The following is a 25,784-nucleotide window of genomic DNA, read 5'->3' on the forward strand; positions in this document are numbered from 1 at the left end:
TGCGTATTGTGCAATCCTGATCGTACGGCTGATTGCTAAGCCCGGCGCCGGGTTCAGGGCGCAATCTCCGCCAGCGGCTCCGGGCTAAAGGTGAGATCGCTGCGGTGCTGCGGCACGGCGGGCTGTCCCAGCCAGCTGCTGTACCCCAGCCGGGAGGGGCCGCCAAGGGTAACGCCCTGCACGTCGGCGGCGTCAAGGATCAGCCGCACCTCCCAGACAAACTCAATGCCCAGGTACTGACGCACCCAGTCACGCAGCTGCTGCGCCCAGGGTTCGCCGGGCAGAAAACGCTGATAGCGGTTCATCGGCAGCGGCCCCAGCTCCAGACGAAATTTGTGCTGTACATCGCGCACCGCCACGCCGAGAAAGGCCGATATGCCGAGGCGCGGTTTGCGCCGCCCCGCACCCAGGCTGGCGCGGTCGCGGCGGTCAACCGGCTGCCAGTGGGGCACGTTTTCCACCAGCTTCACCGGCACCTGAAAGTAGTGACTGAGCATTTTTTGCAGCCCTTCTGCATCGCGTGCGTGACGAGTCAGATGCCCGGCCAGCGCCAGCCGTGAGTGCGGGCTAACGCTACCCTGGTTAAGCTGCCCCGGCTGGCCCATGCCGATCAGGCTGGCGAGCCAGCGCTCAAACTGGCGTTTTTCCGCCCGGTCCAGCGCCACCGTGGGCTGCGCATCGGCCCAGGCGCGGTAAAACAGCAGCGTCAGGCGATGGTGGAACAGATCGGCAAAGGCGCTCAGGCTGTTGTCCTGATGATGGTCGCTGCGCTCGCGCGCATACTCCGTCAAATGGATCGGCAGCGGGCCGTTGGGGCCAAACAGGCCAAAGCTGTAGATCGACACGTCATGCAGCGCGCTGTTTTCACGCGGCGAGACGCTGGCGATGGCCGCCGGGGCAAAGGCCAGCGATGGCCGCTGGCCGATGCGCAGCGGCTCGTGGCGCGGCAGCGGCGCACGCCCCAGCGGATAGCGCTGGCCGCCCTGCGCATCCAGCCGCCGCAGCAGCTGGAACAGATCGTAGCGCCACGGCGTGGCGCACAGCGCCGCCCAGAAGTCCGGCGGCAGGCGATGCAGGCGGTGAATTTTCTCTGCCTGCGCGGCGGGCTGCGGTGTCATATCAGCGTCCTTTTGCCCATGCGCGGCGCCCAGTAGCCGACCTCGCCGCGCTGCTGGCTGGTCAGCGTCATTTCGGTGAAGGTGTTGATCGCCACCAGCCGCGAGAATACCCGCTCCAGCACGCTGCCAAGCAGCCACGGGCTGCTGCCGGAAAATGCCTGCTCGTCCACCTCCAGCTCAATGCCGATGCCACGGGCAAAGACAATCGGGCCTGGCTCCGGTACGCGCCGGAACACCGGTTTCAGCTGGCAGTGGCGGATGCCGTCGATCTGGCGTGCCGCTGCGGCTTCGGCCAGGTTGGCATACAGCCCAAGCATCTGGCGCAGCGCCGCCGCCCCCTGGTCATTATCACCGTCCATCAGGCTGAGGTAGTTCATTTGCAAATGACTGACCAGCCGCCAGGCGATTTTCCCCTCCGCCAGCGCCGGACGCGGTGGCGTCGGCCCTTTACGCAGCGTCAGCTGGCGCACCGGGATCGAATCAGGCATCACAAACTGCCCCTGCTGTTGCAGCAGCAGCAGCGGCAGATCGCGGCTGGTACACATCACCTCGGCGGTGAGATAGCGCAGATCCTCATGCCACGGCGAGTTGTGCTCGTCAACCAGCGACAGAAATACTTCCGAACCGACATAGCCGGTGCGCGTGCCGAAGCGTTGCGCATGTTCGGACAGCGTGCGCTGTTCGCGCCGTAGCGAGAAGTAAGCCCCGTAGTTGCCGCCATCATCGCTGAAGGTGCTCCAGAACGGGCGGAACTGCTGCTCCTCGCGCTGGCGTTCGCCGCTGGCATACAGCTTCTGCACCGAGAAAATTTCGTAGTCCAGCGGGCGGATGTTATCCACCACCAGATGATATTCGTGCACGCTGTCGCTGAGCTTCTGGCGCTGCGCCACCTTCGGAAACAGGTTGATTACCGGGGTGCAGTGCAGCGCCAGATGGCTGTGGTCGATGACCCGCTCCAGCGCCGGGTTGGTGCTGTCCAGCAGCAGTACGATATCGAATTCACGCGCCTGTGCATCGCATGCCTGTAACAGCGGGCGCAGCTGACCGATGCTGATAAACTGGAAACGCGCCGGGAAGGCGAAGTATTCCTGCAACAGACGATAACCATCGAAATTGCGCAGATCGTTCGGCAGCAGCGCCTGATCGGCGGCAAATCCTTCCTGCCGGAGCGCGTTATCGCCCAGCAGCGTGCGCTGCGGGTTGCTGCCCACGCTCTGGCAGTAGCCGCCCACGTAGTGCTGCATTACCAGCTCCAGCAGCTGCAGCGCCTGCATATCCGGCCCGCTAAGGAAGAACATCAGGCTGTCGAAGTTAAGATGCGCCAGCGTGACGCTTTCATCACAGGCGATGCGGATGCGCAGAGCGCTTACCGCACCGCGCTGGCTTAACCCCAGATCGCCCAGTGGGACATTGGCCGGAATACCGCCCAGTTCCACGCTTTTGATGCGTACCGGTTGCAGCATCACATCGTGGGCGGTGCTGTAGCTGCAGGTGACGCCGTTCTGCTTCAGCGCCTGGCTGTCCATCATGGTGCCGCGCGGCACCAGAAAACCGTTGCTGATATCCCCTTTGCGGCTGTCCGGCTGCAGTTCGGCAATCGCCATCGACGGCGTTGGTGACAGGTAGTTCGGCGCAATCATCTCCAGCAGGCGCTGGGAGAAGCGCGGAAACTCGGCGTCCATTTTCAGCTGCACGCGGGAGGTGAGAAAGGCAAAGCCCTCCATCAGCCGCTCGACGTAGGGGTCGGCGACCTCGTCGCCGCGCATGGCAAGACGGCCTGCCACCTTCGGATAACGCCCGGCAAACTCCGCGCCCATTTCGCGCAGATACGCCAGTTCACGGTTGTAATAGTCGAGCTGCTTACTGTCCATGACAATTGACCTTCTTGGTTAACCGATATCGCGCAGCGCAAAGTGGCCGTTTTCCAGATCCACATCGGTACGAAACAGAAATTCCAGCGGGTACGGCACGCACCACAGACGGCCTTTGATCTCTATCGACAGCACGTTGTGCAGGTCAAGCGAGCGGGTGTCCGACACGCAGCGCACCTGTAACCCGGCGGGCAGAATGCGCGGTTCGAAGTTAAGGATCGCCGCGCTTAGCTTGCGCTGGATATCCAGCCATTCAATATCCGACATGCGCTGCCCCGCCAGCGGCGATATGCCGAAGTTCAGCGTCGAGCGTTGCACATGGGGAAACGGTGACAGATCCTGCTGCGCTTCGTTGTTAATGGTGTTAAACAACCATTGCAGGTCGCGCAGCACGTTACGCCGCAGCGCGCTGTGTGAAATCAGGGTGCTGTGCGCCGCTTCACGCGGGTTATCCGGCGCGTTATCGGTTAAGCGGTCGAGCAGCGATGGCTGCATTTTGTCGCGCACGTTCAGCCCTTCCTGCTGGCGGCGCTGGCGGTAACCGCCGTGCAGCAGCTTATGCCCCTCGTTGCTGTGCTGGCTCATAACGCTGGCTCTGCATCGCTAAACGCCAGCGTCTCCATGCCCAGCAGCGGGAATTCGCCATCGGCGCTGAACCAGCATTTCTGACCGTGGCCGCTGAACTGCTGGTCGTCGCCCGCCAGCGGCTGCCATTCGGTCAGCGTGGCCAGACGGTAGCGGTCGTCGGCCTGTTCGCCAAACGGATAGCGTACCGGGATCTGGCACACCTGTTCGCTGCCGTCCACCAGCCTGACCAGCGTATGCCGCCACACCAGATCGGTGACGCTGACCGGAGCCTGGAAGCGCATTTCGCTGATGGCGCCGAACGGCAGCCAGCTGTACTGGCCGTTGGCGATCAGTTCGCAGACGGGGCCGAGCCGTCCGTCACCGTCGGCCAGCCAGGCAAAAGCGTGCTGCTCGCCCTGGTGCGTCAACTGCCCGGGATTGAGCTGCGCCGCATCTATAGCGGCAGCGCGCAGCCGTTGCGCCTCGGCATTGTCACCCCCGGCATCGGCCGCCAGCGCGGCCAGCAGTTGCTCTGCCCAGTTCCAGGCCGCGCCCGGCATCCGTGGCGTCGCTTCACCGGCGAATACCGCCGCCCGCTGGCGTTCACCGTTAATTGCCTGCTCCAGCAGCGTGACCGTCGGCTGTGCCTGCGGCTTCAACGCCAGCCAGGATTTCAGCTGCGTCTGCGCCCGGCTCCAGTTGCCCGCCAGGCACAGCAGCTGGACGAAGCTGGCACGTAAATCGGCATCGCCGGGCTGGCGCTTAATCTGGCTTTCCAGCCGGGCCAGGGTTTCGGCCAGCGACTGGCCGTCCATCAGATATTGTAGAGAGTGCATGGCGTGTCCTTAATGCAGGGTACGGTAGGCGCCGGCAGCCGGGTCCTGTAGCTGTGGAAGCAGCTCGTCCACCAGTTTGATGGTCAGGTCGGTGCTGTTTATCAGCAGCGGCGACCACAGGTTACGCACTTCATTCAGGCGTTTTTGCAGAGTGCGGTTATTGGCAGCATCTGCGGCCGGGATCTGCACCACCAGCACGCCGTTCGCCTGCCAGCCGTTCAGCTCCGGCACATAGGGCAGCACCATCCAGCTGTCTGCCAGCTTGCTGTCGTTCAGCACCATGCGCTGGTTGTTTACCGTGACAATTTGCAGGCCACTGCTCAACGTTTTGCCATTCAGGCCAGCCACCGGGAAGCCTTGCAGGAAGGTCATCGGCAGATTTTTCGCCGCACCATTTGCCAGCTGGGTGGTTTCGCCCGATCCCCTTAGCCAGCCGTCGCTGCCACAGCTGACGCCGCCTTTGGCCGGAACAAACAGCGCGCTGGTCTGGCTGCTGTCGAGCCAGTAAGTGCGGAAATGACAGCCGTCCAACAGGCTGAACTGCACCCACGGCGTGGTATCTGCTGCGGGTGACAGATCCTCCGCCGTCGGGGTTGGCGCGGCCGTTTGTACTGGCGCTGAAGACGGCGTTTCTGGCGTCACTGGCCGCGCGGCAACCGGCGCTTCTGGCTGGGTCTTCACCGCCCAGCCCAGCGCTTTGCTGGCGCTTCCCGCAGCCAGCTTTTTGCCGCTGCCGTCAGTCATCTGCCAGTTAATCTGATTGAGCGCGGCGCACTGCTTCTGCAAAAAGCTGCCCACCTTCGGCAAATAGTCATCCAGCAGCGCCGGATCCTTTTTTCCATTGGCAACAATGCGCAGCGGCAGCTCGCGCGCGCACCAGCTTTCGGCACGGGTACTTTTTACGTTATCGATCCAGATATCCAGCTTAAGCGCCGGGGACTGGACGAGCCGGAAATCCTGCGCCCAGGCGCTGGACGCGATCATTAAGGTGAACGCACCTGACAGCCAATATTTCATAAGTTCCTTTTTCCTGTATTAGTCGCGCAGAGAAATAAATTGTGCCGCTTCCGACAGGGAATGCAGCAGCGTGGTGTCCTGTGGCTCCCCCACCCAGACGGCAACCGCACTGTAGTTGTCCTGCTTGTCGTCCGACTGTTGTTCATTCTTTTTGATCATCTGCTGCATTAACGTCAGCCATTCTTGCGGCGTATTGACCATATGCAGCGACTGCTGCATATGATGCTGCGACACGCCGTGCCAGAAACCATCGGTACACAGCAGGAACGCATCGCCATCTTCTATCGGTACCACGTCGCTGTAGCTGGCATCCCGGTCTTCATCGCCCATGCCAAGGGCAAAATAGAGCAGGTTACCGTTGATGCCGTCGGTCTGATGGCCGGCATCCTTCATCTGCTGCACCAGGCTGTGATCGGTGGTGACATGATAGAGATAACCACGGCGGAACAGATAGAGGCGGCTGTCACCGGCATGCGCCCAGTAGGCCAGCTGGTAATCGCGGTCGATAAACAGGCTGACCAGCGTGGTGCCCATACGGTGATGGGGCGGATCGGCTTTCTGCCGCTGGCGGATGGCGCTGTTGGCATCGTTGACATACTGGCGGATCAGCTGGGCGTTAAGATGCTGCTGACCGTTAAAGCGCTGCAATAACGTGTCGCGCGCCACGCTGGCGGCGATATCGCCGCCGGGCAGGCCCGCCACGCCATCGCACACCACGAAGCAGGCAGAACGGTCGCCAACAATTTCACCGACCTGATCCTGATTACTGGTGCGCGCTCCCTGATTCGACATTGAGGCTAAAGTAATATTCATCTTTCTTCCGATCTGATCTGTGAGTCTTTGTACTGGTTGACTTCCATATCGTAAGCATGAAGGAAAGCTTCGCCAAACAGGGTGTGGAAGTCGTCTTCAATCTCGCCGGCGGTTTCGCTATAGCGTTTGCTGAAGTGGTCCCACAGCGCGGCCTTGCGGCTGCCCGGCAGCGACAGGCGCGAGATGGCACCATCCTGGCGCGCTTCCTCCTCCAGCTGTTGCGGGTTAAACGATTGCAGCATAGAAGCGATCAGCGCCCGGATGCCGGCGATCATCCCCAGCTGGTGCGCCTGCAAATCGACCAGCGCATCGCGCACCGACTGCTTCGGCGGCATAAAACCCGGCATCCGGCTGCCAAACATCTGCATCAGTACCGATTTGCCCGACGGCAGCAGCTTAAACGGGTTGTTGGCCTCGTCGAGGATCACCGTCATTTCGGCTTTTACGCCGCGTTTGAGGATCGATCGCGAAGAGAGCAGCGCCACCGTGCCCTGCGAGAACATACTGAGCATCTGCCCCAGTTCCTGCATCGCATGATGGTCAAAGCGCGGCGTAGGTTGCAGATCCTGCAGGCCCATCCCGCCGATCAGCGCCGCCATCAGATCGCCCTCCAGCACTTCACCGCTGTCGCCTTTATCGCTGCTGTGCGCCGTGATGTTGGCGACCGGGTCAATGCGCAGACGCCCTTTTGGTGGTGGCGTACTGGCGCGCGCGCGCGCCTGCGGCGTGGGCAGCGTGATACCACCATAGTCGCCGCTGGCGGAGGACGGAGCCGCAGCCGGAGCTGGCGGCGGCACGTCAAACAGCGGCGAACTGGCCTCGTCTGACTGCTGGGTTTTGGCATCGCCAAACAGGCTGAAATCGCAGTCCGGCAGCGGCAGTTCATCCGCCGGAGAGGGCGTTTTTTCGCCGGGTACAGGCGGCACGGGTTCTGGCGTTGGCGGGATGTTCGGCTGCCCGGAGATCTGCTGCGGCTTATCCTCTGGCGGCGTCAGCGGCACCGCGCTGCCCATCATCAGGCCAAGCGGATCGTCGCGGTCGACCTGTGGCGCTGCGCCCGTGCCGAACAGCGCCAGCGGGTCCTGCTCGTTTTCACGTCCGCCATTGGCAACGCTGTTTTTCGCCCCCGTCGGCTGGAACAGTGTGCTGGGGGTGCTGTCATCAAAGATGCTGTCCTGTTTAAACAGCGGATCCTGGTTAAACAGGCTGTCGGGGGTCCGATCGCGGCGTTCAAGGTTTAACGGATCGCTGCTTTGCGCCAGCTGGGCCAGCGGATCGGCCGGATTACGCTCGGCGGCGGCCGGGGCGGTCAGCGGGTTAGCCTGGCTTTGCGCTTTCGCTTTGCTGCGGCTGGAGAGGTTATCGGAGATCGAGAACTCCTGGGCCAGGCTGTCCCAGATTTCGCTGGGGATCGCCGCTGGCGCAGCCTTGACCGCCGGAGCGGGAGCGACAGGCGCGGCGGCCGGCTGCGGGCGCGTAGCTGCGGGTGCTGGCACCGGCTGAATGATCGGCTGCGCCGCTGCGCTAAGTTCGCTGACCTGCAGGCGATAGTCATCGATGCCGATGATATCGCCATCCTGTAGCTCCACCTGGCGGCCACGCTCAAGCGGAATATCATTCAGGTGGACGCGCGTGACATTGCCGCGATTGGTGATATGGCATTCGCCCGTGGCGTTGATATGCACAATAGCCTGCAGGCGCGAAATGGTGCGGTCGTCATCCGGCAGTACCAGATTGTTATCGGCTCCACGGCCAATGGTGCCGCCGGGCGGCAGAAAATCGCAGCTGCCCTGCGGCGGCTGCTGGCCCTGTTTAGTCGTTATAATCGTAAATCGCATAACGTGTTCCTGCGTTTAGGTGGTGACCCGTCTGCAAAGGTGATGCAGGGTAATACGGCGGTTAAACTGCGCCGCTTTAAGGGGAAAGCGGCGGGGTTTAAGCGCTGCGGCAAAGGTCTTAATCATCCTGCTTGCCTTTAAACTCTTTCACCAGCTTATCCAGCTGCCCGCTATGGTAGAAATCAATGCATTTCACCAGCGTCATCGGCTCACCTGACTGACTGGTATATTCCTTAGCCAGAAACGCCTTACCCAACTTTCTAACAGCCGTATGTGCCGCAAGGGAATAGTCGCCAAATTCCAGATAGCCACGAGCGGCGGCAGCGGCATCTTCTTTTACCTCTTTGCTTTGATAGCCCTGGGATATGCAGCTGCTTAATGCGTAGTTTTTCAGGTTCGTTTGCGGGCTATATTTATTGTTTGCATACGCGTTACAGCTTGCCTGTAGTGAAAGGATCAGAAAAGAAAGTGATAATAGCTTATTCATGTTTTTCCTTGTCAGCGATGACTTCTGTAATAACTAGCGTGCTTTTACCCTTCTTTATTTTTTTACAAAAATAAATCAATACAACGCCGCCTGAAAGCAGGTTGCGTTTTTTTAGAGCGTTAAATTCAATCGTATGGAATCTCTTTTAACTGCTTGCTTCTGTCTTCATCCAGCTGAGCGATGCAATGATTGGTGAATACAATATAAGGATTACTGTTTTTGTCGGCAACGTGTGCATATAACTTACATTGCCCATCGCGATATTTCAGCCAGCCACGCTGAGACTCAATAAAATTCGTGAGATATTCTTTTTTTACATCAGCCTCATGAGAAAACAGATCTTCGATGCGTTTCTTCGCTGCGAGGTACTCATGGTTAAGGTTTTTCTCGGCTACGTCTTTATTGTTTTCAGCACAGGTAAAAACAGCAGGATCGCTGGTTTCCTTTGAACAATCGTTAATTGCGTAAGCTGAGAAGCTGGCCTGCAATGTAATGATATAAATAGAAAGTGATAACAGCCTGTTCATATCCATCTGGACTTATTTATATAGTTATATATGCATCACTAAATGGCTATCCATATTTCTACCATTGCTGCATATCAGCATATCATGCTATTGGCGAACAGCGGTGTTGAAACAGGCCAGGTGATGAAGAATAAGACAACGAGTTAATCGTCCTGCTTACCTTTAAACTGCTTCACCAGATTATCCAGCTGCTTGCTATGATAGAAATCAATGCATTTTGCCAGCGTCATCGGCTCACCTGACTGACTGGTATATTCCTTAGCCAGAAACTCCTTACCCAACTTTCTAACAGCCGTATGTGCCGCAAGGGAATAATCGCCAAATTCCAGATAGCCACGAGCGGCGGCAGCGGCATCTTCTTTTACCTCTTTGCTTTGATAGCCTTGAGAAATACAGGTGCTTAGCGCATAGTTTTTTAAATACTGACCTGGGGTATAAGCTGTCTTAGCGCCAGCTTGGACAGAAAATAATAATGCAGCAGCCAATGAAATCCATTCTATTTTAATAACCATATAGAACCCTCATTCGAGATTGGGAAATAACAGTGATCGGAGCAAACCGATCCATTCCATAAAGTTGCATGCCCGCTAGCATCACTCCAGCCATTCACTGCAAACACCAATATTCCTTTCAGATTCTGAAAATCACCGGGCGTTGGGTTTTTTACTATCTTGTCAGGTTTACCGTATTTTTTATGCATATACGTCAACAGATCTTTTACCCGATATATGTACCAATTTTTATCATCCCCTGAAACCGTTTTCCAGACGCCTCTTTCGACTCTAGCCCCAGAGTAGTTTAACGTGTAACTCATTCTTATCGCGCACGCATTGGTAAATCCCTGTGAGGGGTCCTGTTCACCTAGCATGATATTTGCACCGACATTTCCACCTATCTTTTTCCCAACGGATGAAACATCGATATTTATCTCACTGAAGCGCTGCCATGCCTGTAAAAAAGCGGGTCTTATTGCCATAAATTTTCCTTATGAGAATAAAAGTACTGAAGAAATAAATTGCCCATTCCATCGTGAATGGGCAATTTGGCTGAATAATTACGCTTCTTTATTCTCTTTAATATTCCAGCCAGCGCTGCTTTCTGCGCCTTTACCGCCGGAGGTGCTCTGCTCCCAGTACTGCTGTTTCACTTTGGCAGCCTGGAATGCGTAGGTTACGCCCAGAGTATCGTCACCGTCGGAACCAACGAACTGCACGTTGGTGACCAGCACGTCTTCCAGAGTAATACGCGTGTACTCAATCTGAGTGCCGCCCGCTTTACATACGGAAACTTCTACTTTACCTACGTGCTTACCGCTGGCGCAGTTTTTCAGCAGCGCGGTGACCGCTTTATCAATTTTTGCATTGATGTGCAGATCGTTAAAGTTCACTTTACCGGCACCGCCGCCGCCGCCTACCGACATATTGCCCGGCTGGGTAGCGCCCCAGGAGAAAGAAGACACGTCGATCCAACCGGTGTGGTTAGAATCTTTAGATTCACCGGTTACACCGTCAACTTTCAAATACATATCAATAGCCATGGTTATCTACTCTCATTAGTTAAGTTATTGCTTTTACCCTGCTTCCTTCAGGAAACCTTTGGGCTTAGATAAAGCACTGATATGGCATACAGGAAAATAGATGAATGCATAAGCACTTCATATTTACCTCTGCCTTGCTTCTGAATATCGCTACACGGGATATCTCAGAGGAGATAGCGATTAATAACATTTCAATGATTAATCGCTAAATTTAAGGGCGTTTGGCCTGCCTGATTGGCCCACAGGCTAAACGCTGATTATTTACTGCGGGGGCATATCACGCGTCGTTCGATTTCAGCGACGGCAGTTTAGAAACCAGACGCAGTGATACGGTCAGGCCCTCCAGCTGGTAATGCGGACGCAGAAAGAACTTGGCGGCGTAGTAGCCCGGGTTATCTTCAATCTCCTGCACCTGCACCTCGGCAGAAGCCAGCGGCTTACGCGATTTGGTTTCCTGTGAGGAGTTAGCCGGGTCACCGTCAACGTAGTTCATCACCCAGTCGTTCAGCCAGCGCTCCATCTCGTCGCGCTCGCGGAAGGAGCCAATTTTGTCGCGCACGATGCACTTCAGATAGTGGGCAAAGCGGCAGCAGGCGAACAGGTACGGCAGGCGCGCCGCCAGACGCGCATTGGCAGTGGCGTCGGCATCGTGGTACTCCGCCGGTTTCTGCAGCGACTGTGCGCCGATAAAGGCGGCAAAGTCGGAGTTTTTGCGGTGCACCAGCGGCATAAAACCGTTTTTCGCCAGCTCGGCTTCACGACGATCGCTGATGGCGATTTCGGTCGGGCATTTCATATCCACGCCGCCGTCGTCGCTCGGGAAGGTGTGGCACGGCAGATTTTCCACCGCCCCGCCGGACTCGACGCCGCGAATTGAGGTACACCAGCCAAAATCCTTAAACGAACGGTTGATATTGGCGGCCATCGCGTAGGCGGCGTTGGTCCAGGTGTAGTTACCGTGGTTAGCGCCGTCGGTCTGCTCTTCGAAGTCGAAGCTGTCGACCGGGTTGGTGCGAATGCCGTACGGCAGGCGCGACAGGAAGCGCGGCATCACCAGGCCAAGATAGCGTGCATCTTCCGACTCGCGCAGACTGCGCCACGCGGCATATTCGGTGTTCTGGAAGATTTTGGTCAGGTCGCGCGGGTTGGCCAGCTCCTGCCAGGACTCCATCTGCATCACGCCCGGCGCGGTGCCGGTGATAAACGGACAGTGGGCGGCAGAACCGATACGCGCCATTTCGCTAAGCAGCTCCACGTCCTGCGGGCTGTGGTCAAAGTAGTAGTCGCCCACCAGGCAACCAAAGGGTTCGCCGCCAAACTGGCCGTACTCTTCCTCATAGATCTTCTTGAAGATGGGGCTTTGATCCCAGCTAACGCCTTTGTAGCGCTTCAGCGTGCGGCCCAGCTCCTGTTTAGAGATGCTCATAAAGCGGATTTTCAGCATCTCATCGGTTTCGGTATTGTTGACCAGATAGCTCAGGCCGCGCCACGCGCCTTCCAGCTGCTGGAAGTCTTCATGGTGGATAATCTGGTTGACCTGCAGGGAGAGCTTCTCGTCGATCTCGGCGATCAGCGCCTGAATGGTGCGGTAGGCATCGTTGGATACGGTAACGGTATTTTCCAGCGCCTGCTGCGCCAGGGTTTTCACCGCACTTTCCACCGCGGCGCGCGCCTGGTCGCTTTTCGGGCGGAACTCTTTATTCAGCAGCGCGCTGAACGCGTCCTCGCTGTAGGCCTGCTGTTGCAGGTCGCCAGACTGTTGGAATTGATTGCTCATCGCTTACTCCTTGTTGCCGTGGTCGTCGGCTGCCTTGTCGTCAGCTTTCGGCAGATGGCTAAGTGATTGCAGCAGCGTCGGGTCCTGCAGGATTTTGCCGATCAGCTCTTCCGCACCGTTTTTGCCATCCATGTAGGTCAGCAGGTTAGCCAGCTGGGTACGGGCATCCAGCAGCTGATTAAGCGGTTCCACCTTGCGCGCTACCGCATCCGGCGAGAAGTCTTCCATGCTGTTAAAGGTCAGGTCGATGTTAAGACGCCCTTCGCCGGTCAGGGTGTTTTCTGCCTGGAATGCCACACGAGGCTTCAGCGCCTTCATGCGTTCATCAAAGTTATCGACGTCGATTTCAAGGAACTTACGTTCATCGATGCCCGGCTGCGCTTCCAGCGGTTTACCGACCAGGTCGGACATCACGCCCATCACGAAGGGCAGCTGGATTTTGCGTTCCGCGCCATAAATTTCCACGTCGTACTCAATCTGCACGCGTGGCGCGCGGTTACGGGCAATGAATTTCTGCCCACTGGATTTACTGACTGCCATGGTGTTCTCCATTGTGTGTGCGCTTTAGAGATAGTGACGCTTACAGGGCCTGACGAAGCAGGCTATGAGTGGTCGCGACGCCCGAAAATCGTTTCCAGCTGGTGCACGCCGTCCGGGGCGAGGTCGCGGATAATGTCCATAAAGTCCAGCTCTATCATGCGTTGTACCCGCTCGATCATCAGCGGAGCCGGGTGGCTTGGCTCGTGCTGGCTGAAGTACTGTTTCACCTTTTCCAGCATCAGCTGCGCATCGCTGCGCGAGCCAAGCTGTACGCTGCGCCAGTCGGCGTGCTGCTGTGCCGCTGGCGCGGCGGCTGGCGGCGGCGTTGCGCTGCTGGCGGCGGTTTCCACCCGGGGGATCAGGGTGCTGAGGTCGGTGGCCTGACAGGCGGCGGCCACGGTATTGACGGTTTTCAGCAGCTGCTCCATTTCCGGCAGCGCCGCAGCGCCCAGCTGCTCAGTCAGCGTTTCGCGAATTGTCAGTAACCGCTCACTTATTTTGAGAACAGCATCAATGCCGGGCAGCCCCCCCTTATCAGCTCATCCTGCAAACGGGTGCGGCCGCCGGGGTAGCCGGGGCATTCGGTTTTGCTGCCGTCGAGCAGTGCACAGGCGTCACGCAGACTGATTTCATCGGTGGCATAGCGCAGCAGCGGCGCCTGGCGCAGCGCGCTGGTCAGCGCCGATTTGTCCCCCAGCGCCGCCAGCGCATTAAGACGGTAAAACGGATCCTCTGCGCCATCCTCTTCCAGTGACGGCCACAGCGGCTGCCAGTAAAGCAGCAGCGCCTGCTGGATAAGATGCAGGCCATCGGCGTAACCGCTCAATCCTTTTAGCTGGGTCCAGGCGCGGGTCAGCGCCAGCATCACGCGCAGATCTTTGCTGCGCCCCAGCAGTCCCAGCGCCAGCCGCTCGACTTTGTTCCAGTCTGCGGGTTCTGCCGGAATGATGGTGTCGCCAAACTGCTGCTCGGCTTTGCCGGCGCTGGCCTGTTCCATCGCCATGTAGTCGGCGTCATATTCGAGATTTTCCCCACAGGGGCGTTCAGGCGTGACCGGGGCCAGCAGCGTTTCAAGATTCATCGCGTTTCCTTACTCGGTTACTCAAACATCGGTGGATACAGCCCGTTACGGCCGGGTTTTGCGCCCGCTGCCGGGTCGAACAGCATGTTAAACAGCTGGCTGGTGAAGTTGCCGCTGTGCAGATGGGTGTAGAGCGGATAGCCGTCGGTGCGGTTGGTCCACCAAAAGCTGGTGTATTGCTGCGGGCTGAAGCAATCCGCTGCCTGACGCCAGCCCAGCGTGTCCTGCTGGTCATCGTAGCCAATTGCCTGCAGAATGCCGGATGCGTCGTGATCCTTCGGCTCGGGCGGTGCGGGGATCGCCAGCAGCGCCGCGTCGAGCTGTTCAGCTGAACAGCCGTTGCGCACGCCCTGTAACAGGGTGCGCCCCAGCTGCTGATACCACTCGCCCGCCCGCGCCAGGCGCTGGGGAGACCACTGCGTCAGGCTGTAACTGAGCAACGCGCAGACCGGATACTGCCGCCCCACGCTGTCACGCGCCGGTAGCAGGCAGCCCATTTGCACCAGGCGGCTACCCAGCAGCGGCGGAATGACAAAGTTCCATACCGGGGCGCTGGCAAACTGGCGGCCGCTGTCCGGGCGCTGCTCTTCGCTTTGCTGCCAGTCCAGCAGCCCCAGCTGGAACCAGTGGATCCACGCGTTATACAGTGCATCCGGGAAGCGGCGTCTCAAAAAATCACCGGCACTGGGCAATTTGCCGTACCAGCCAATTGCAGGCATCTGGCTCATCATCATTTCCTTGCGGCTACGGGCATGAGAATCCGGAAAGCTGAAACGGATTGCGGATGCTGTTCGGAGTAAACTCCAGCGTCACGCGATGGCCGTCAACGTTAAAACTGGCCTGACGGCTCAGGCTGCTGCTGCCCGGCGCTAACTGCGCACGGTCAAAGAAGCGATTCAGCGCCCAGACGCCGTTAGTCACCAGCGTCGAGGTAGTGCCATTCGCCAGCCCAAGCTGCATACGCACCTGGCTGGTGCCGCCGCTGCCGGGCCAGTTCATCAGCTGTACCGCCTGCGGCCCGTGGCTGTAACGCAGTAGCTGGCCGTCAACATCCAGCGTCAGATTAAGAATATCGTTATCCATGCGCAGCGTGCGCACCGTCACGCGAAACGCTGGCGTGGTGGCACCGTTAGCAAAGAAGGCATCGCGGATGCTTTGCGCCTGCTGGAACGGACGCAGTATGTCTTCGCCGCCGATGCCCTTGCCGTCAATACCCGGCGTAAAGCGCCAGGCTGGCTGCGTGGTATCGACTTTATTGGCGAGGTTATCGCGGAAGAAGCTGTCCATCAGGCCGTTGCCGGGGGCAAACATACGAGCCAGGTCGTCCGGGGTGACTTCGCTGCGCGCCGAACGCACCAGCGGGTAGCGGCCGGCAATCGCCTGACGGCAGAAGCCGCCGACTTCGCTGCTGATGCGCTTGCGCACGTTTTCCAGTTCGCGGCGCTGTGCGTCACTGCTGGCACCAACCGCAAGGGTGGAAAATACGGTTTGCAGCGAACCGGGTAAGCGTCCGGCGCTGGCCTGCAAATGGCTGATGGCATCCCCGGCGGGCGGCGGCATACCGCTGTTGGCCGCATCCTGCACCGCCGTCAAGTAGCGGTACAGGTCATCGATCTGGCGGATGAAGTCATCAAAAGCGATGGTTTTTCCGCCCTGCTCCAGCGGCTGCGCCAGTTCGATAACCGGCGCAAAATGGTTGGCAACCGCCTGTTCAGGCGCCTGATCTGCCGCCGCCGCCGCGCTGTTCTGCCGCGAACGGAACAGCGCCTGTAGGGTGCGGGCAGCGCTGTTATCAGCATCGGCATCCTTATCCTTGCCCGCCTGTTTTTCATCCGTCGGCAGTTTTTCCAGCACCAGGTAGCGGCTGAGGTTAATCACCAGCTTACGCAGCGGCGAATTGTTACTTGAGAGCAGCCGCGCGCTGTTGATGCGCTGGGCAAGATCGGCGCTGTTGTTCAGCTGAATATCCTGTAGCAAGCCATCCCACTGGCGGATGTAGTCGCTGATATACAGCTGGCGCACCGCCGCATCGGTTTGCTGCTGGCTCTCCCCGGCTGATTGTGCGCCCAGCACCCAGCGGTCGTCGTCATGCAGCGCCGTCGTGACCGCAGCGATATGCTTATCAAAGCTTTGCCAGTAGCCGTCCGGGGTAAACAGGCCGGAAATGCCATCGGCAATCGAGCCGCCACTTTTGCGCGAAAACACCAGCTCGCTCTGCGGGCCGCCGAGAGAGGCCAGCGACACCGGTTTCAGGCTTTCATCGCGTTCCAGCAGGCGCTTAAGCCGCCCCCAGACGCGCTGTGACAGCGGCATCTGGTTAATCAGCGCCTGCTCGCGCTTTACCAGCGCGTCATCCCGCGCATAGGGAGAAGCCTGGATCTGGTTTTCCAGCAGCTGGCTGAGATGCCATTCCAGCTGTTTCAGCTGCGCCTGCGTGACGTTTTGCGGCAGGTTACGCTGCAGGTTGAGCATCAGCCAGGCGTGCAGGAACTTGCCGTCATAGTGCTGCGGCTGATACAGCATCTGATAGGCTTTCAGCGCCTCATAGCTGTAGTCGGCATCGCTGCCGTTGTCGTTACGCAACCAGCCGGCGATCGACTGCGCCACCTGCGGCAGCAGCAGCTGTTTCAGCGATTTCTGGTACAGCGCCTGGGTGGCATCGCTGACCTCGGCTCCGCGATACAGCCCCATACGGCGGCTTATCGGCGGCGAGTTGAGGTCAAATTCGCTGCTTTCCGGCAGCTTCAACAGGCTGTTCAGCAATGGCAGCAGGGCAAACAGATCGCCCTGCTCGCTGCCCTGTAGCGCACTGCTCTGCCGCACCACTTCCGGCACCCGCGCCTGCACCTGTTGCAGATAGCTTTTGTTGTTGCCGTAGCTGGTAAACCACAGTAGTGCGCTAATCACCAGCGCGGCGGCGAGGGCGATATAGCCCGACCACAGCAGCGCCCGGTTACGCAGTTCCCACCAGCGGTTGCTGCCCGCCAGCCCGGACTCGGGAAAAATCACTTTTTGCAGCACGTCTTTCAGGAAGAAGCTCTGCCCCTTGTTGCCGGGGATTGGTGCCGCTTTACTGGTCTGGTCCCAGCTGCCACTCTGGCCGCTGGCCGCATCCTGCTGCGGCAGCTGTAAGGCGCGGTTAAGTTCGCCCATTACCCGGTCAAACGGCAGCCCTTCCTGGGTGCCGCTGGCGAAGTAAATCCCACGCGGTGAGAACTGGGTTTCAAAGTCAGATCGGGCAAATACCGTGTCCAGATACTCCGCCAGCAGCGGACGCAGCGCGGCGAATTCCTGTGGGAATAAGAAACTTTCGGCGCGCGCCTTTACATCGCTCTCCTGGAGCAAGGTGTCCGCCAGTCCGGCATCCAGCCGCTGTTGCAGCAGCGCATATTCCTGGCTGAACGCCGTCGGCAGGTCAAAATCGCTCATCTTCGCCCGTTCCCACGGGAAGGTGAAGCCCCAGATCTGTTCACGCTGGGCCTTGTCGAATTGGGCAAAGTAGGCGCGAAAGCCTTTCAACAGGTCGGTCTTGGTGACCAGCACGTAGACCGGAAAACGAATGCCCAGCTGTTCATGCAGTTCGGTCAGGCGCTGGCGCAGCGCCACCGCCTGCTGCTGCGCAGCCTCGGCCGACTGGGTGAGCAGATCGGAAACGCTGACGGTAACAATCACCCCGTTGATTGGCTGGCGGGCGCGGTATTTACGCAGCAGATTGATAAAGCCTTGCCATTCTCCGGCATCCTGCTGCTGCTGGCTCTCCTGAGTGGTGTAGCGCCCGGCGGTATCCAGCAGCACCGCTTCATTGGTAAACCACCAGTCACAGTTGCGCGTGCCGCCAATACCGCGCAGCGCGGATTTGCCAAAGCGGTCGGCCAGCGGGAACTGCAGCCCGGAGTTGACCAGCGCGGTGGTTTTTCCGGCACCCGGCGCGCCGATGATCACATACCACGGCAGCTGATAGAGATACTGGCGGCTGAAGCGCTGCGCCCAGAACGGCGAGCGGCGGCCGTCGGCGTGAGTGAAATGCGCTTTTTTCAGCAGCTCGGAGGCTTCGTTAAAGCGTTCAGCCAGCACCCGGTCTTCGCTGGTCAGGCGCGGATTGTCGCCGTCCGGCTGTTCGCCGGGAGTGGTTTTCAGACTACCCATCAGCTTGCGGTTCAGCCAGGCGTTATACAGGCGCGGCACCAGGTTGCCCAGCGCCCACACCAGATAAAGCAGGCCAATACTGATCTGGCGGTTGACTTCCGGCGCCAGCGGGCGCGAGTCGACTATCGAAAATACCGGGCCAATTACCCAGATAATAAACGACAGCGCGGTAATCCCCACAAAGCCCCACAGCAGGCGATGGGTTAAAACGGCAAACAGCATATTCAACATCGGTTAATTTCCTTGCGCCATGTCGTTCAGCTCGGCCCGGGTGCTGCCCGGCGAAACCAGCAGGGTGATCTCTACGCGTCGGTTGCGGGCGCGGTTCCCGGCGCTGTTGTTCGGCGCGAGCGGGTTGCTTTCGCCCCGCCCTTCCGCTTTCACCCGCTGCGGCTGTGTAAGATGCTGCTGCAATTGCTCGGAAACCGACTGCGCACGCGCCAGAGATAGCTCGTAGTTGGAGGCAAAGCGCGCGCTGCGGATCGGTACATTATCGCTGTAGCCCACCACCAGAATGCGGCCGCTCACGCTGTTCATCGCGGCGGCAACGCGATCCAGCACCTCGGCGTAGCGGCCACGGACTTCGGTGGAGGCGGAGGTAAACAGGCCGTCACCTTTTAGCGTCACTACGCTGCGGTCGGCCTCGTCGCGCACCGCCACCAGCCCCTGTTCGATTTCGGGCCGCAGAAAGGTTTTCAGATTAACCGCTGCCGGCGGCGGCGGAGCCGGATTGTGAATGCTCACTTCCGGTAGCGTGGTCTGGTAAATCGAGGCCAGCACCGGGCTGGTATAATCACCCAGCCGCCAGTTAAGCAGGATATAGAGCAGACAGGCGAGGAAGCCCACCACGGCGCTACAGGCCCACAGCGGCACCAGCGGCCGCCACAGTTGTCGCGTTACCGGATGGTCTTCGGGATGTGCCGACAGCGGCGGTGCATAGCCACCGCGCACCGAGCGGATCATCTGCAACAGCCGCTGCCTGATGGTCTCCAGCTGGGAGCGCCCGTTATCCATCACCCGGTAGCGCCCTTCAAAGCCCAGCTGCAGGCAGAAATTAATCAGCTCCAGCAGGGCGATCTGCTCACGTGGCGTCTGCGACAGACGCGCCAGCAGCTGGAAAAATTTTTCGCCGCCCCAGGTTTCATTATGAAAGGTAACCAGCAGCCCGTTGCCGGGCCAGACGCCGCGCCCACCCCAGGGAGTAAGCGCAGCGGCTTCATCCAGCGCGGTACACAGGCAGTAACGTGCGCCGATAATCACTTCCCAGGGCAGCCCGGCACGCTGGCAATGCATTTCAAACTGGCGAATTTCGTCGACCAGCCGCTGACGCAGTCCGGCAGGATCGGGATGGGCGACCGAATGGCGGATCTGGGGAATGGCGTTCAGCAACGGGTTGGCGGCGGCGACCAGGGGATTATGACCGTTGGCACCGTTCATACCCGTCTGGGCGGCATCTGAATGTCTTTGCTGTTTCATTGTGCTTTAGTCCCTGCTCAGACTGCGTGACTGCGGATTGCCCAGAACTCCATCTCCAGCCCCGGGAATTCACCGGCCAGGTGCAGCGCGAAGGTGCCGGACTTTTCCATTTCCTGCCACAGTTCGCTGCCCTTATCGAGCTGAAAATAGTTGTAGCCGGCGTGCCACGGGATCTGCGGCGGCGCGGCGGGCATGGCGCGCAGCATAATGCCCGGCAGCTGCAGCTGAACCAGATCGCGGATTTTCGTCACCGGAGCCACCTTCATCTGCGCCGGGAAGTGGGTTTGTATCGCGTCGGCCGGCACGTTGGCACGCACCGCCAGCACAAAGCCAAACTCGCGCACCATTGAGGACTCCGGCACGGTCGCCACGTTCAGCCCGTGAGAGCGCTCGGTCAGCGGCAGCTGAAGCGCATTCTCTTCCATCACCTGCGACAGCCCCTGACGCAGCAACAGCAGCAGCTGACTGAAACAGCCAGCCAGATCGTCGTGTTGGTAGGTCGGGAGTGCGCCGTCCGGGGTGCGCGACGGCATCCAGCTGGTCAGTTCAGCCGCAAAGGTGAGCCAGCCGTGGAACAGCGTTTCAGGATGGAGCAGCGGCAAGCTTTTCAGGTGGCTGATATGCCCCAGCTGCTGATTAATCAGCGTCAGCAGCATAAAGTCCACCATATCGGCGGTGTTAAAGCGTCCGGGCTGCTGTAAGCGCTGGCCAATCTGCTGGCTGCGCTGCGCCAGCAGGGCGTGGATATCACCGATGTATTCCATCAGCTGTGACTGGTTGATGGCATTAAGCATCGGTGGAATATAGCTGGCGTCAAGGCGTAGTTGGTGGTCACTACGCTTTTCGCTGATACGCGCCACGCCGATGGCGGTCCATTCGGCGCTGAGTTCACTTTCCAGCATCAGCCGCAGACGTAAACGGCCAAACTGTACCGCCGCCTGACCGACCGCCATGGCGTTAACATCATCGACTTCGCGCTCGAAGCTGATAAAGCGCGCCAGCGAATCGGCCGCTTCGCTGAAGATCACCTCTTCACGGCCGCCGCGCCGCGCCGGCAGCGCCAGTACCACTTTGCCCTGAGTCAGGTTATCAGGGATTAACAGCGGCGCCGGGGCATCTTGCCCATTGCGGAAGGAAAATACCGTGCCGTCCGGCAGCAGGCCGCTGGCCGAGAGCAGCGCAACTTTGCCCTGGCGCAGCATCGATTCATCAAATTCAATGTCGTGCAGGCCCCACAGCCACGGGCGCTGCGCCTGTCCCCAGTCGCGCAGCGTGCTCTGCAGGTAGTTTTCGCTCTGCTGGAAATGATGCGGACGCAGAAACATTCCTTCGGTCCAGACTACTTTTTCTGCCTTGCTCATGATGACTCCTGTGTCCGCGCTAATCGCGGGCATTAACAACACGGACACCGTTGATATCGGCGATGATGTCGGCACGCAGATTATCCGCATCCCCCTGCCAGAACTGATAAAAATGGCGTTCTGCGGGGAGAGGAACCGGCAGTGAAATACGCCACTTTTTGCCATCAAGCATTTGATATTCCGCCATAATGCCGATATACCGCGCCTCCGGGCTGCTCTGCCCGGCCAGTTTTTTGTCAGTTTGCCCCGGCATCAGGAAAAACTGCTCGCTGTTCAACAGGTTTTGCCCCAGCACGCCCTGCGGATTGGTTTGCAGCGAATAGAAATCGGCCGCCATTAAATCCGCATCCGACTTCAGCAGCAGCACCCGTACTTTCAGCGGAGCCGAGTTGTTGATCTGAGGATGTGCCTGAAAGACCAGGCTGTACTGCGCGGGGACGCTGCGTGAAGTGGAAACACAACCTGCCAGCAGGGTAAAGGCTGCCAGCAAAAACGCCTGAGTCACCAGGCGAAAAATCGAAAGTCTGTGCATAGTGATGCTGCCATTAACGGGTTATCAGTCAATGATCCAGGTACCGTTGTTGTTGTTCTGACAGGCTTTGCTGTCACCGTCCACCGCAACACAGGTCTTCTTTTTTGCCGGGGCGCGAACACGTTTACGCCGCTGGTCCGCTTTTAACGTTTGGTTGTACAGATCGCTTTTTACACCGGCACGCAACGGCACATAGCCTATCAGCTGCTCCTGCCCGGCATCAGCAATAGCAAACCAGTTGTTTTCAACCGAGCCCAGTACGGTAAAGGTCTGACCGTTATCCAGATGGCGTACCAGCTTGCCGCCAAAATCCGGGCGGCTCATGACCGAGGCCGCATACAGCGCACGATACTCTTCATTAACCGGCGTAAAGCTTTGCGGCGGCGTAATAGCGTGGCGGTAGCTCAGTTTAACGCCGTCAACCGTGCTGGAAACCACCGTGTCGTCGGTGATTTGCGGAGGCGGGGTTTTACAGCCAACGACGCTCATCACCAATAGCAAGCTTAATGCGATACGAATTTTCACCATAATCCTCTTAACGTTTTCTCAATAATAACGGGGAACGGGCAGTCAAACCCGCAGTACAACATCAAAAAAGTGAAAGTAATCAGCCCGGAAGGAAGGGTGACGACCCGGTTGAAATGCGCAGTAGCAGCACAGATCACCACGGCGAACTGAATATTTTGCTGGCAATGTCAGCCATTTTCGGCTGTCTCAGGAAGATGATTTACATCAGCACGGGTAATTGATTGCACGCGGCATAGCGAATGCACCCGGCGAAGCATAGCGGCATGAATGATTAATTTTCATCGATAAATAAGTGATAAGTCGCGCACCGCAATATCACCCGCAGATCCCGCTTGATGGTAACAGGTCATAACCTTTCGAAATACGTAAACGGGGTGGCGTGAACAGCCCCGGTGATTGACCGTTTAAAATATCACCCGTCATGCTGCGGCTAAATCAACCAAATGCAGCGGATTAGGCGTGATATCTATCGCGTCGGGAGGAGCTGGTTAGCAGTTATTCGCATAGCTACCGCACGAGACAGACATCAGTCATCCCGCTGACCAGTAAAGGTTTACCCTGAATTGTAAGTTTTCGGCAATTTTACAGACAAAAAGCAATAATTCAACGGCGACCCGGAGCGGAATTTATCTTTAGATAAACTTATATAAGGATAAAGTAAGAAATCAGCGTAAAGACTGAAATTAGTTAGGAATATTCCTATATCAATAAGGGTTTTTATCACCAGTCGGTACTGACGCGACGATAAATCACCTCTGCATGACTGGAATTTTTTTTTAAATTTTTTCAACGCCACGGCAAGGAAAAATCGAACGCGCCAGAAATGAGGGCGGAATAGCACTGATTGCTAAAAATACCTGTACAAAGGCAGATTGCCAGAATAAATAAACGAACCCGCCTGATTAGCAGCACAAATAACCAAAATAATTGGTTAAGCTTAGCTAATGAATGGTTTCAGCGCGCAGTTAAGGCGCTTACGCGCCCAGTAAAATCTGCAATTCGGTCAGGGAGGAGACCTGCCAGTCAGGATGGATGCCTTGCGGCTTATTGCGGTCATTATGGTTCAGCCAGCAGGTCGCCATGCCGGCGTTTATGCCGCCGAGAATATCTGAGTCCGGATTGTCACCCACCATCAGTACACGGTTGCGCGGCGGATTAGCCATTTGATTCAGCGCATAATCAAAGATTGCCGGATGCGGTTTAGCGGATCCCACCTGCTCAGATATCACCAGCAGGTCGAAGTAGCCGGACAAGCCGGTATGTTCAAGCCGTGCCTGCTGTAGCGCGGTAAATCCGTTAGTGATAATGCCAATTTTAACCCGGCCCTTTAGCGCATTGAGGAGTTCAACAGCTCCGGGTAGCGGAGTACAAAGTTCAGCCATCGCCGCCAGAAAACCGCTATTGAGGCTTTGTGCCGTCACATCCAGCTTTGCTGCCCAGCCCTCAAAACGCTGGTGCTGTAACTGTAACGCACTGATGTTGCCATTCTGGTAATCAACCCATAGCGGCTGGTTAATCGCCTGATAGTCGTCGTAGTCGGCACGACTGAACGCGACATCGTAGCGTTGAAAAATCCGCTGCAAACCGGCAAACGCGTCAAAGTGAAACAGCGTGTCGTCCGCGTCAAATAAAATCCAGTCCCAGTTGTTAAGCATCGGTCAGATCTCCGTTAAATGGTCAGCGCCATGATAATTGCATCTTCTTTACCACCTGCCGTCGGATAGTAATGACGGCGAACAGAGACCTCATTAAAATTAAGCTGCTCATAAAGCGCGATAGCGGAACGGTTCGAAGCACGAACCTCCAGCCACAGGGTCATGACGCTGCGCTGTTTAAGTTCATCAATAAGATGCCGTAGCAGTTCACGCCCAAGACCACGGCGCTGAAATGCCGGATCTACCGCCAGGTTAAACAGCGTGGCTTCATCCAGCACCACCTGAGTAATGGCGAAAGCGGCCAGCACCCCATCCACCGTAAGCCGGAAGTTGAGATAACGTTCGCCCTGATTGCTGGCAAAGGTCTTTTCCGTCCAGGGAAAAGCGTGGCTGCGCTGCTCAATGGCAAACGCAGCGTCAAGGTCGTGCGGGGTGAGTAAAGAAATCAGATTCATGTTGGCAAATTTGCTGCCAGAGCGACCGTTTGGCCTCGGCATTGTGATAAAGCTCCGCCAGTACGGGCGAAGCAATTTGGGTTCCGGCTAACGTCACCGGGGCTTCCAGCCCTAAACGCCAACTGGGACAGCGGGCATTATCCGGCAGCATTGCCAGCTGGTCAGGAGTAAGTACCTGCACCTGCGGTTGCTGCAGATTGAGGGCGCGCAAAACGTCCACCACCAGCGGATCGTGCAGCATGGGCGGATTATCCGCCACGATCACCAGGCGGGTTTCAGCGGGTAACGTGATCGCAATCTCGCCCTGCAAGGCGCGCGGACGCCGCAGCGTGTACTGCGTAATACCCATTTGCTGTAATAACCAGTCACGTCTGGGAGACATCATTTTTTCCTGTCTGGTACCGCCATGCGCCGCTTTCGCCAAAATTATGGCGCTGCAGAAGGGCGGCGTTCGCCTTTGTGTCTTGGAGTATGCCGGACGTATGCTAACAAAGCCGATGATTATGCGCCAACAAACAACTATAATCGCCGCTCTGATTGATAAGGAGCCATCGATGTCCGCATTTACCCCGGCCAGTGAAGTGATACTGCGCCACAGTGATGAATTTACCCAACGCCGCGTGCTGTTTGCTGGCGATCTGCAGGATGACCTGCCCGCCCAACTTGAAACCGCGCTGAGCCGGGTGCACACCCAGCAATATCATCACTGGCAAATCCTCAGTCGCGTGCTGGGGGAAAATGCCCATTATGGCCTCGTTGCCAGCGCCGCGATGGCAGCCGACTGTGATACCCTGGTTTACTACTGGCCGAAGAATAAGCCAGAAGCGCAGTATCAGCTGCAAAACCTGCTGGCGCTGCTGCCGATCGGCAGCGATATTTTTGTCGTTGGCGAAAATCGCAGCGGCGTGCGTAGCGCTGAACAGATGGTCGCTGATTGGGCAAAGCTGGAAAAGATCGACAGCGCCCGCCGCTGCGGTCTGTATCATGGCCGCCTTGACAGCCATCCCACCTTTGATGCCGACGCGTTCTGGGATGAATACCCGCTGGGCGAAATCACCGTCAAAACCTTACCGGGGGTGTTCAGCCGCGATGGCCTCGATATTGGCAGCCAGCTGTTGCTGTCCACCTTAAAACCGCATATGAAGGGCAAAGTGCTGGATGTGGGCTGCGGTGCCGGGGTGCTCTCCGCCATGCTGGCCAGCTTCTCACCGAAAGTTCGCCTGACATTGACCGACGTCAACGCGGCGGCGATTGCCTCCAGCAAAGCGACGCTGGCGGCCAATCAGCTGGAAGGCGACGTATTTGCCAGTAACGTCTGGTCCGACATCAGCGGGCGTTTCGATATGATTATGTCTAATCCGCCGTTCCATGATGGGGTACAAACCAGCCTGGATGCCGCACAGACGCTGATCCGTGGCGCGGTGAGCCACCTGAATACCGGCGGTGAGCTGCGGATCGTCGCTAACGCTTTCCTGCCCTATCCACAGGTGCTGGACGAAGCTTTCGGTAGCCATGAAGTGCTGCTGCAAAACGGCCGCTTTAAGGTTTATCGTGCCGTTAAGGGCCGCCCGGCCAAAAAATAACCACGTATAAGGGGCGGCTATTTTTCCGCCCGCTTGTCT

At 58.0% G+C, this 25,784-nt stretch carries 24 protein-coding genes and 1 pseudogene; 1 reads left to right on the plus strand and 24 read right to left on the minus strand.

All coding sequences use genetic code 11. The features are described 5' to 3' along the window. Positions 1-53: 53 nt before the first annotated feature. From tssG to JGC47_RS14325, 24 genes and pseudogenes are all read right to left on the minus strand, one after another. Positions 54-1,118, minus strand: coding sequence for a type VI secretion system baseplate subunit TssG (gene tssG / locus JGC47_RS14210; RefSeq protein WP_004159874.1), 1,065 nt, complete (start codon positions 1,116-1,118; stop codon positions 54-56). Continuing rightward, positions 1,115-2,989, minus strand: a complete 1,875-nt coding sequence (gene tssF / locus JGC47_RS14215) for a type VI secretion system baseplate subunit TssF (protein ID WP_004159879.1) — start codon at positions 2,987-2,989, stop codon at positions 1,115-1,117. The genes tssG and tssF overlap by 4 nt, the downstream gene beginning before the upstream one ends. An 18-nt stretch (positions 2,990-3,007) precedes the next feature. Next, the gene (gene tssE / locus JGC47_RS14220; protein WP_004159880.1) at positions 3,008-3,574 is read right to left on the minus strand and encodes a type VI secretion system baseplate subunit TssE; all 567 of its coding nucleotides are present in this window, start codon (positions 3,572-3,574) and stop codon (positions 3,008-3,010) included. Next, entirely contained in the window at positions 3,571-4,392 is an 822-nt protein-coding gene (locus JGC47_RS14225) for a type VI secretion system accessory protein TagJ (RefSeq protein WP_004159882.1), read from the minus strand. Before JGC47_RS14225 ends, tssE begins: the two co-directional genes overlap by 4 nt. A gap of 9 nt (positions 4,393-4,401) precedes the next feature. Beyond that, positions 4,402-5,409 (minus strand): hypothetical protein, encoded by a 1,008-nt coding sequence (locus JGC47_RS14230; protein WP_004165656.1) that lies wholly within the window; start codon positions 5,407-5,409, stop codon positions 4,402-4,404. A gap of 18 nt (positions 5,410-5,427) precedes the next feature. Further along, positions 5,428-6,222, minus strand: coding sequence for a PP2C family protein-serine/threonine phosphatase (locus JGC47_RS14235; RefSeq protein WP_004159885.1), 795 nt, complete (start codon positions 6,220-6,222; stop codon positions 5,428-5,430). Next, the gene (tagH, locus tag JGC47_RS14240; RefSeq protein ID WP_004159887.1) at positions 6,219-8,060 is read right to left on the minus strand and encodes a type VI secretion system-associated FHA domain protein TagH; all 1,842 of its coding nucleotides are present in this window, start codon (positions 8,058-8,060) and stop codon (positions 6,219-6,221) included. Before tagH ends, JGC47_RS14235 begins: the two co-directional genes overlap by 4 nt. A gap of 118 nt (positions 8,061-8,178) precedes the next feature. Then, positions 8,179-8,547 (minus strand): T6SS amidase immunity protein Tai4 family protein, encoded by a 369-nt coding sequence (locus tag JGC47_RS14245; RefSeq protein WP_004159889.1) that lies wholly within the window; start codon positions 8,545-8,547, stop codon positions 8,179-8,181. 125 nt (positions 8,548-8,672) lie between these two features. Further along, positions 8,673-9,080, minus strand: coding sequence for a lysozyme inhibitor LprI family protein (locus JGC47_RS14250; protein ID WP_004159893.1), 408 nt, complete (start codon positions 9,078-9,080; stop codon positions 8,673-8,675). Positions 9,081-9,217: 137 nt separating this feature from the next. Next, the gene (locus JGC47_RS14255; RefSeq protein ID WP_004159895.1) at positions 9,218-9,586 is read right to left on the minus strand and encodes a T6SS amidase immunity protein Tai4 family protein; all 369 of its coding nucleotides are present in this window, start codon (positions 9,584-9,586) and stop codon (positions 9,218-9,220) included. Continuing rightward, positions 9,571-10,050, minus strand: coding sequence for a type VI secretion system amidase effector protein Tae4 (locus JGC47_RS14260; RefSeq protein ID WP_004159897.1), 480 nt, complete (start codon positions 10,048-10,050; stop codon positions 9,571-9,573). Before JGC47_RS14260 ends, JGC47_RS14255 begins: the two co-directional genes overlap by 16 nt. 78 nt (positions 10,051-10,128) lie before the next feature. After that, the gene (locus tag JGC47_RS14265) at positions 10,129-10,611 is read right to left on the minus strand and encodes an Hcp family type VI secretion system effector (protein ID WP_004159899.1); all 483 of its coding nucleotides are present in this window, start codon (positions 10,609-10,611) and stop codon (positions 10,129-10,131) included. A gap of 277 nt (positions 10,612-10,888) precedes the next feature. Continuing rightward, positions 10,889-12,388, minus strand: a complete 1,500-nt coding sequence (gene tssC, locus JGC47_RS14270; RefSeq protein ID WP_004159902.1) for a type VI secretion system contractile sheath large subunit — start codon at positions 12,386-12,388, stop codon at positions 10,889-10,891. A gap of 3 nt (positions 12,389-12,391) precedes the next feature. Then, positions 12,392-12,928, minus strand: coding sequence for a type VI secretion system contractile sheath small subunit (gene tssB / locus JGC47_RS14275; RefSeq protein WP_004159903.1), 537 nt, complete (start codon positions 12,926-12,928; stop codon positions 12,392-12,394). Between the two features lie 62 nt (positions 12,929-12,990). Continuing rightward, positions 12,991-14,009: pseudogene (gene tssA, locus JGC47_RS14280) on the minus strand (type VI secretion system protein TssA). A gap of 17 nt (positions 14,010-14,026) precedes the next feature. Then, positions 14,027-14,737, minus strand: a complete 711-nt coding sequence (tagF, locus tag JGC47_RS14285; protein WP_024015338.1) for a type VI secretion system-associated protein TagF — start codon at positions 14,735-14,737, stop codon at positions 14,027-14,029. A 16-nt stretch (positions 14,738-14,753) separates the two neighbouring features. Beyond that, positions 14,754-18,386: a type VI secretion system membrane subunit TssM gene (gene tssM / locus JGC47_RS14290; RefSeq protein WP_004159911.1), complete on the minus strand. Its 3,633-nt coding sequence runs from the start codon at positions 18,384-18,386 to the stop codon at positions 14,754-14,756. 3 nt (positions 18,387-18,389) lie between these two features. Then, positions 18,390-19,631, minus strand: coding sequence for a DotU family type VI secretion system protein (locus JGC47_RS14295; protein ID WP_004159913.1), 1,242 nt, complete (start codon positions 19,629-19,631; stop codon positions 18,390-18,392). A 17-nt stretch (positions 19,632-19,648) separates the two neighbouring features. Continuing rightward, complete coding sequence (gene tssK, locus JGC47_RS14300) at positions 19,649-20,992, minus strand: type VI secretion system baseplate subunit TssK (protein WP_004159916.1); 1,344 nt, start codon at positions 20,990-20,992, stop codon at positions 19,649-19,651. A 19-nt stretch (positions 20,993-21,011) separates the two neighbouring features. Further along, entirely contained in the window at positions 21,012-21,524 is a 513-nt protein-coding gene (gene tssJ / locus JGC47_RS14305) for a type VI secretion system lipoprotein TssJ (RefSeq protein ID WP_004159922.1), read from the minus strand. Positions 21,525-21,548: 24 nt separating this feature from the next. Then, the gene (locus tag JGC47_RS14310; protein ID WP_004159923.1) at positions 21,549-22,049 is read right to left on the minus strand and encodes a hypothetical protein; all 501 of its coding nucleotides are present in this window, start codon (positions 22,047-22,049) and stop codon (positions 21,549-21,551) included. Positions 22,050-23,026: 977 nt separating this feature from the next. Continuing rightward, complete coding sequence (gene yjjG / locus JGC47_RS14315; protein ID WP_004159925.1) at positions 23,027-23,707, minus strand: pyrimidine 5'-nucleotidase; 681 nt, start codon at positions 23,705-23,707, stop codon at positions 23,027-23,029. 14 nt (positions 23,708-23,721) lie between these two features. Further along, on the minus strand, positions 23,722-24,162 hold the full coding sequence (gene rimI, locus JGC47_RS14320) for a ribosomal protein S18-alanine N-acetyltransferase (RefSeq protein WP_013035842.1): 441 nt from the start codon (positions 24,160-24,162) through the stop codon (positions 23,722-23,724). After that, positions 24,125-24,544 (minus strand): DNA polymerase III subunit psi, encoded by a 420-nt coding sequence (locus JGC47_RS14325; RefSeq protein ID WP_024015339.1) that lies wholly within the window; start codon positions 24,542-24,544, stop codon positions 24,125-24,127. Before JGC47_RS14325 ends, rimI begins: the two co-directional genes overlap by 38 nt. Before the next feature lie 172 nt (positions 24,545-24,716). On the opposite strand from JGC47_RS14325, the gene rsmC reads away from it, so the two are divergent. Continuing rightward, complete coding sequence (rsmC, locus tag JGC47_RS14330; protein ID WP_013035841.1) at positions 24,717-25,745, plus strand: 16S rRNA (guanine(1207)-N(2))-methyltransferase RsmC; 1,029 nt, start codon at positions 24,717-24,719, stop codon at positions 25,743-25,745. Positions 25,746-25,784 lie beyond the last annotated feature (39 nt).

The sequence above is a fragment of the Erwinia amylovora genome, from assembly GCF_017161565.1.
GTDB classification, from domain to species: domain Bacteria; phylum Pseudomonadota; class Gammaproteobacteria; order Enterobacterales; family Enterobacteriaceae; genus Erwinia; species Erwinia amylovora.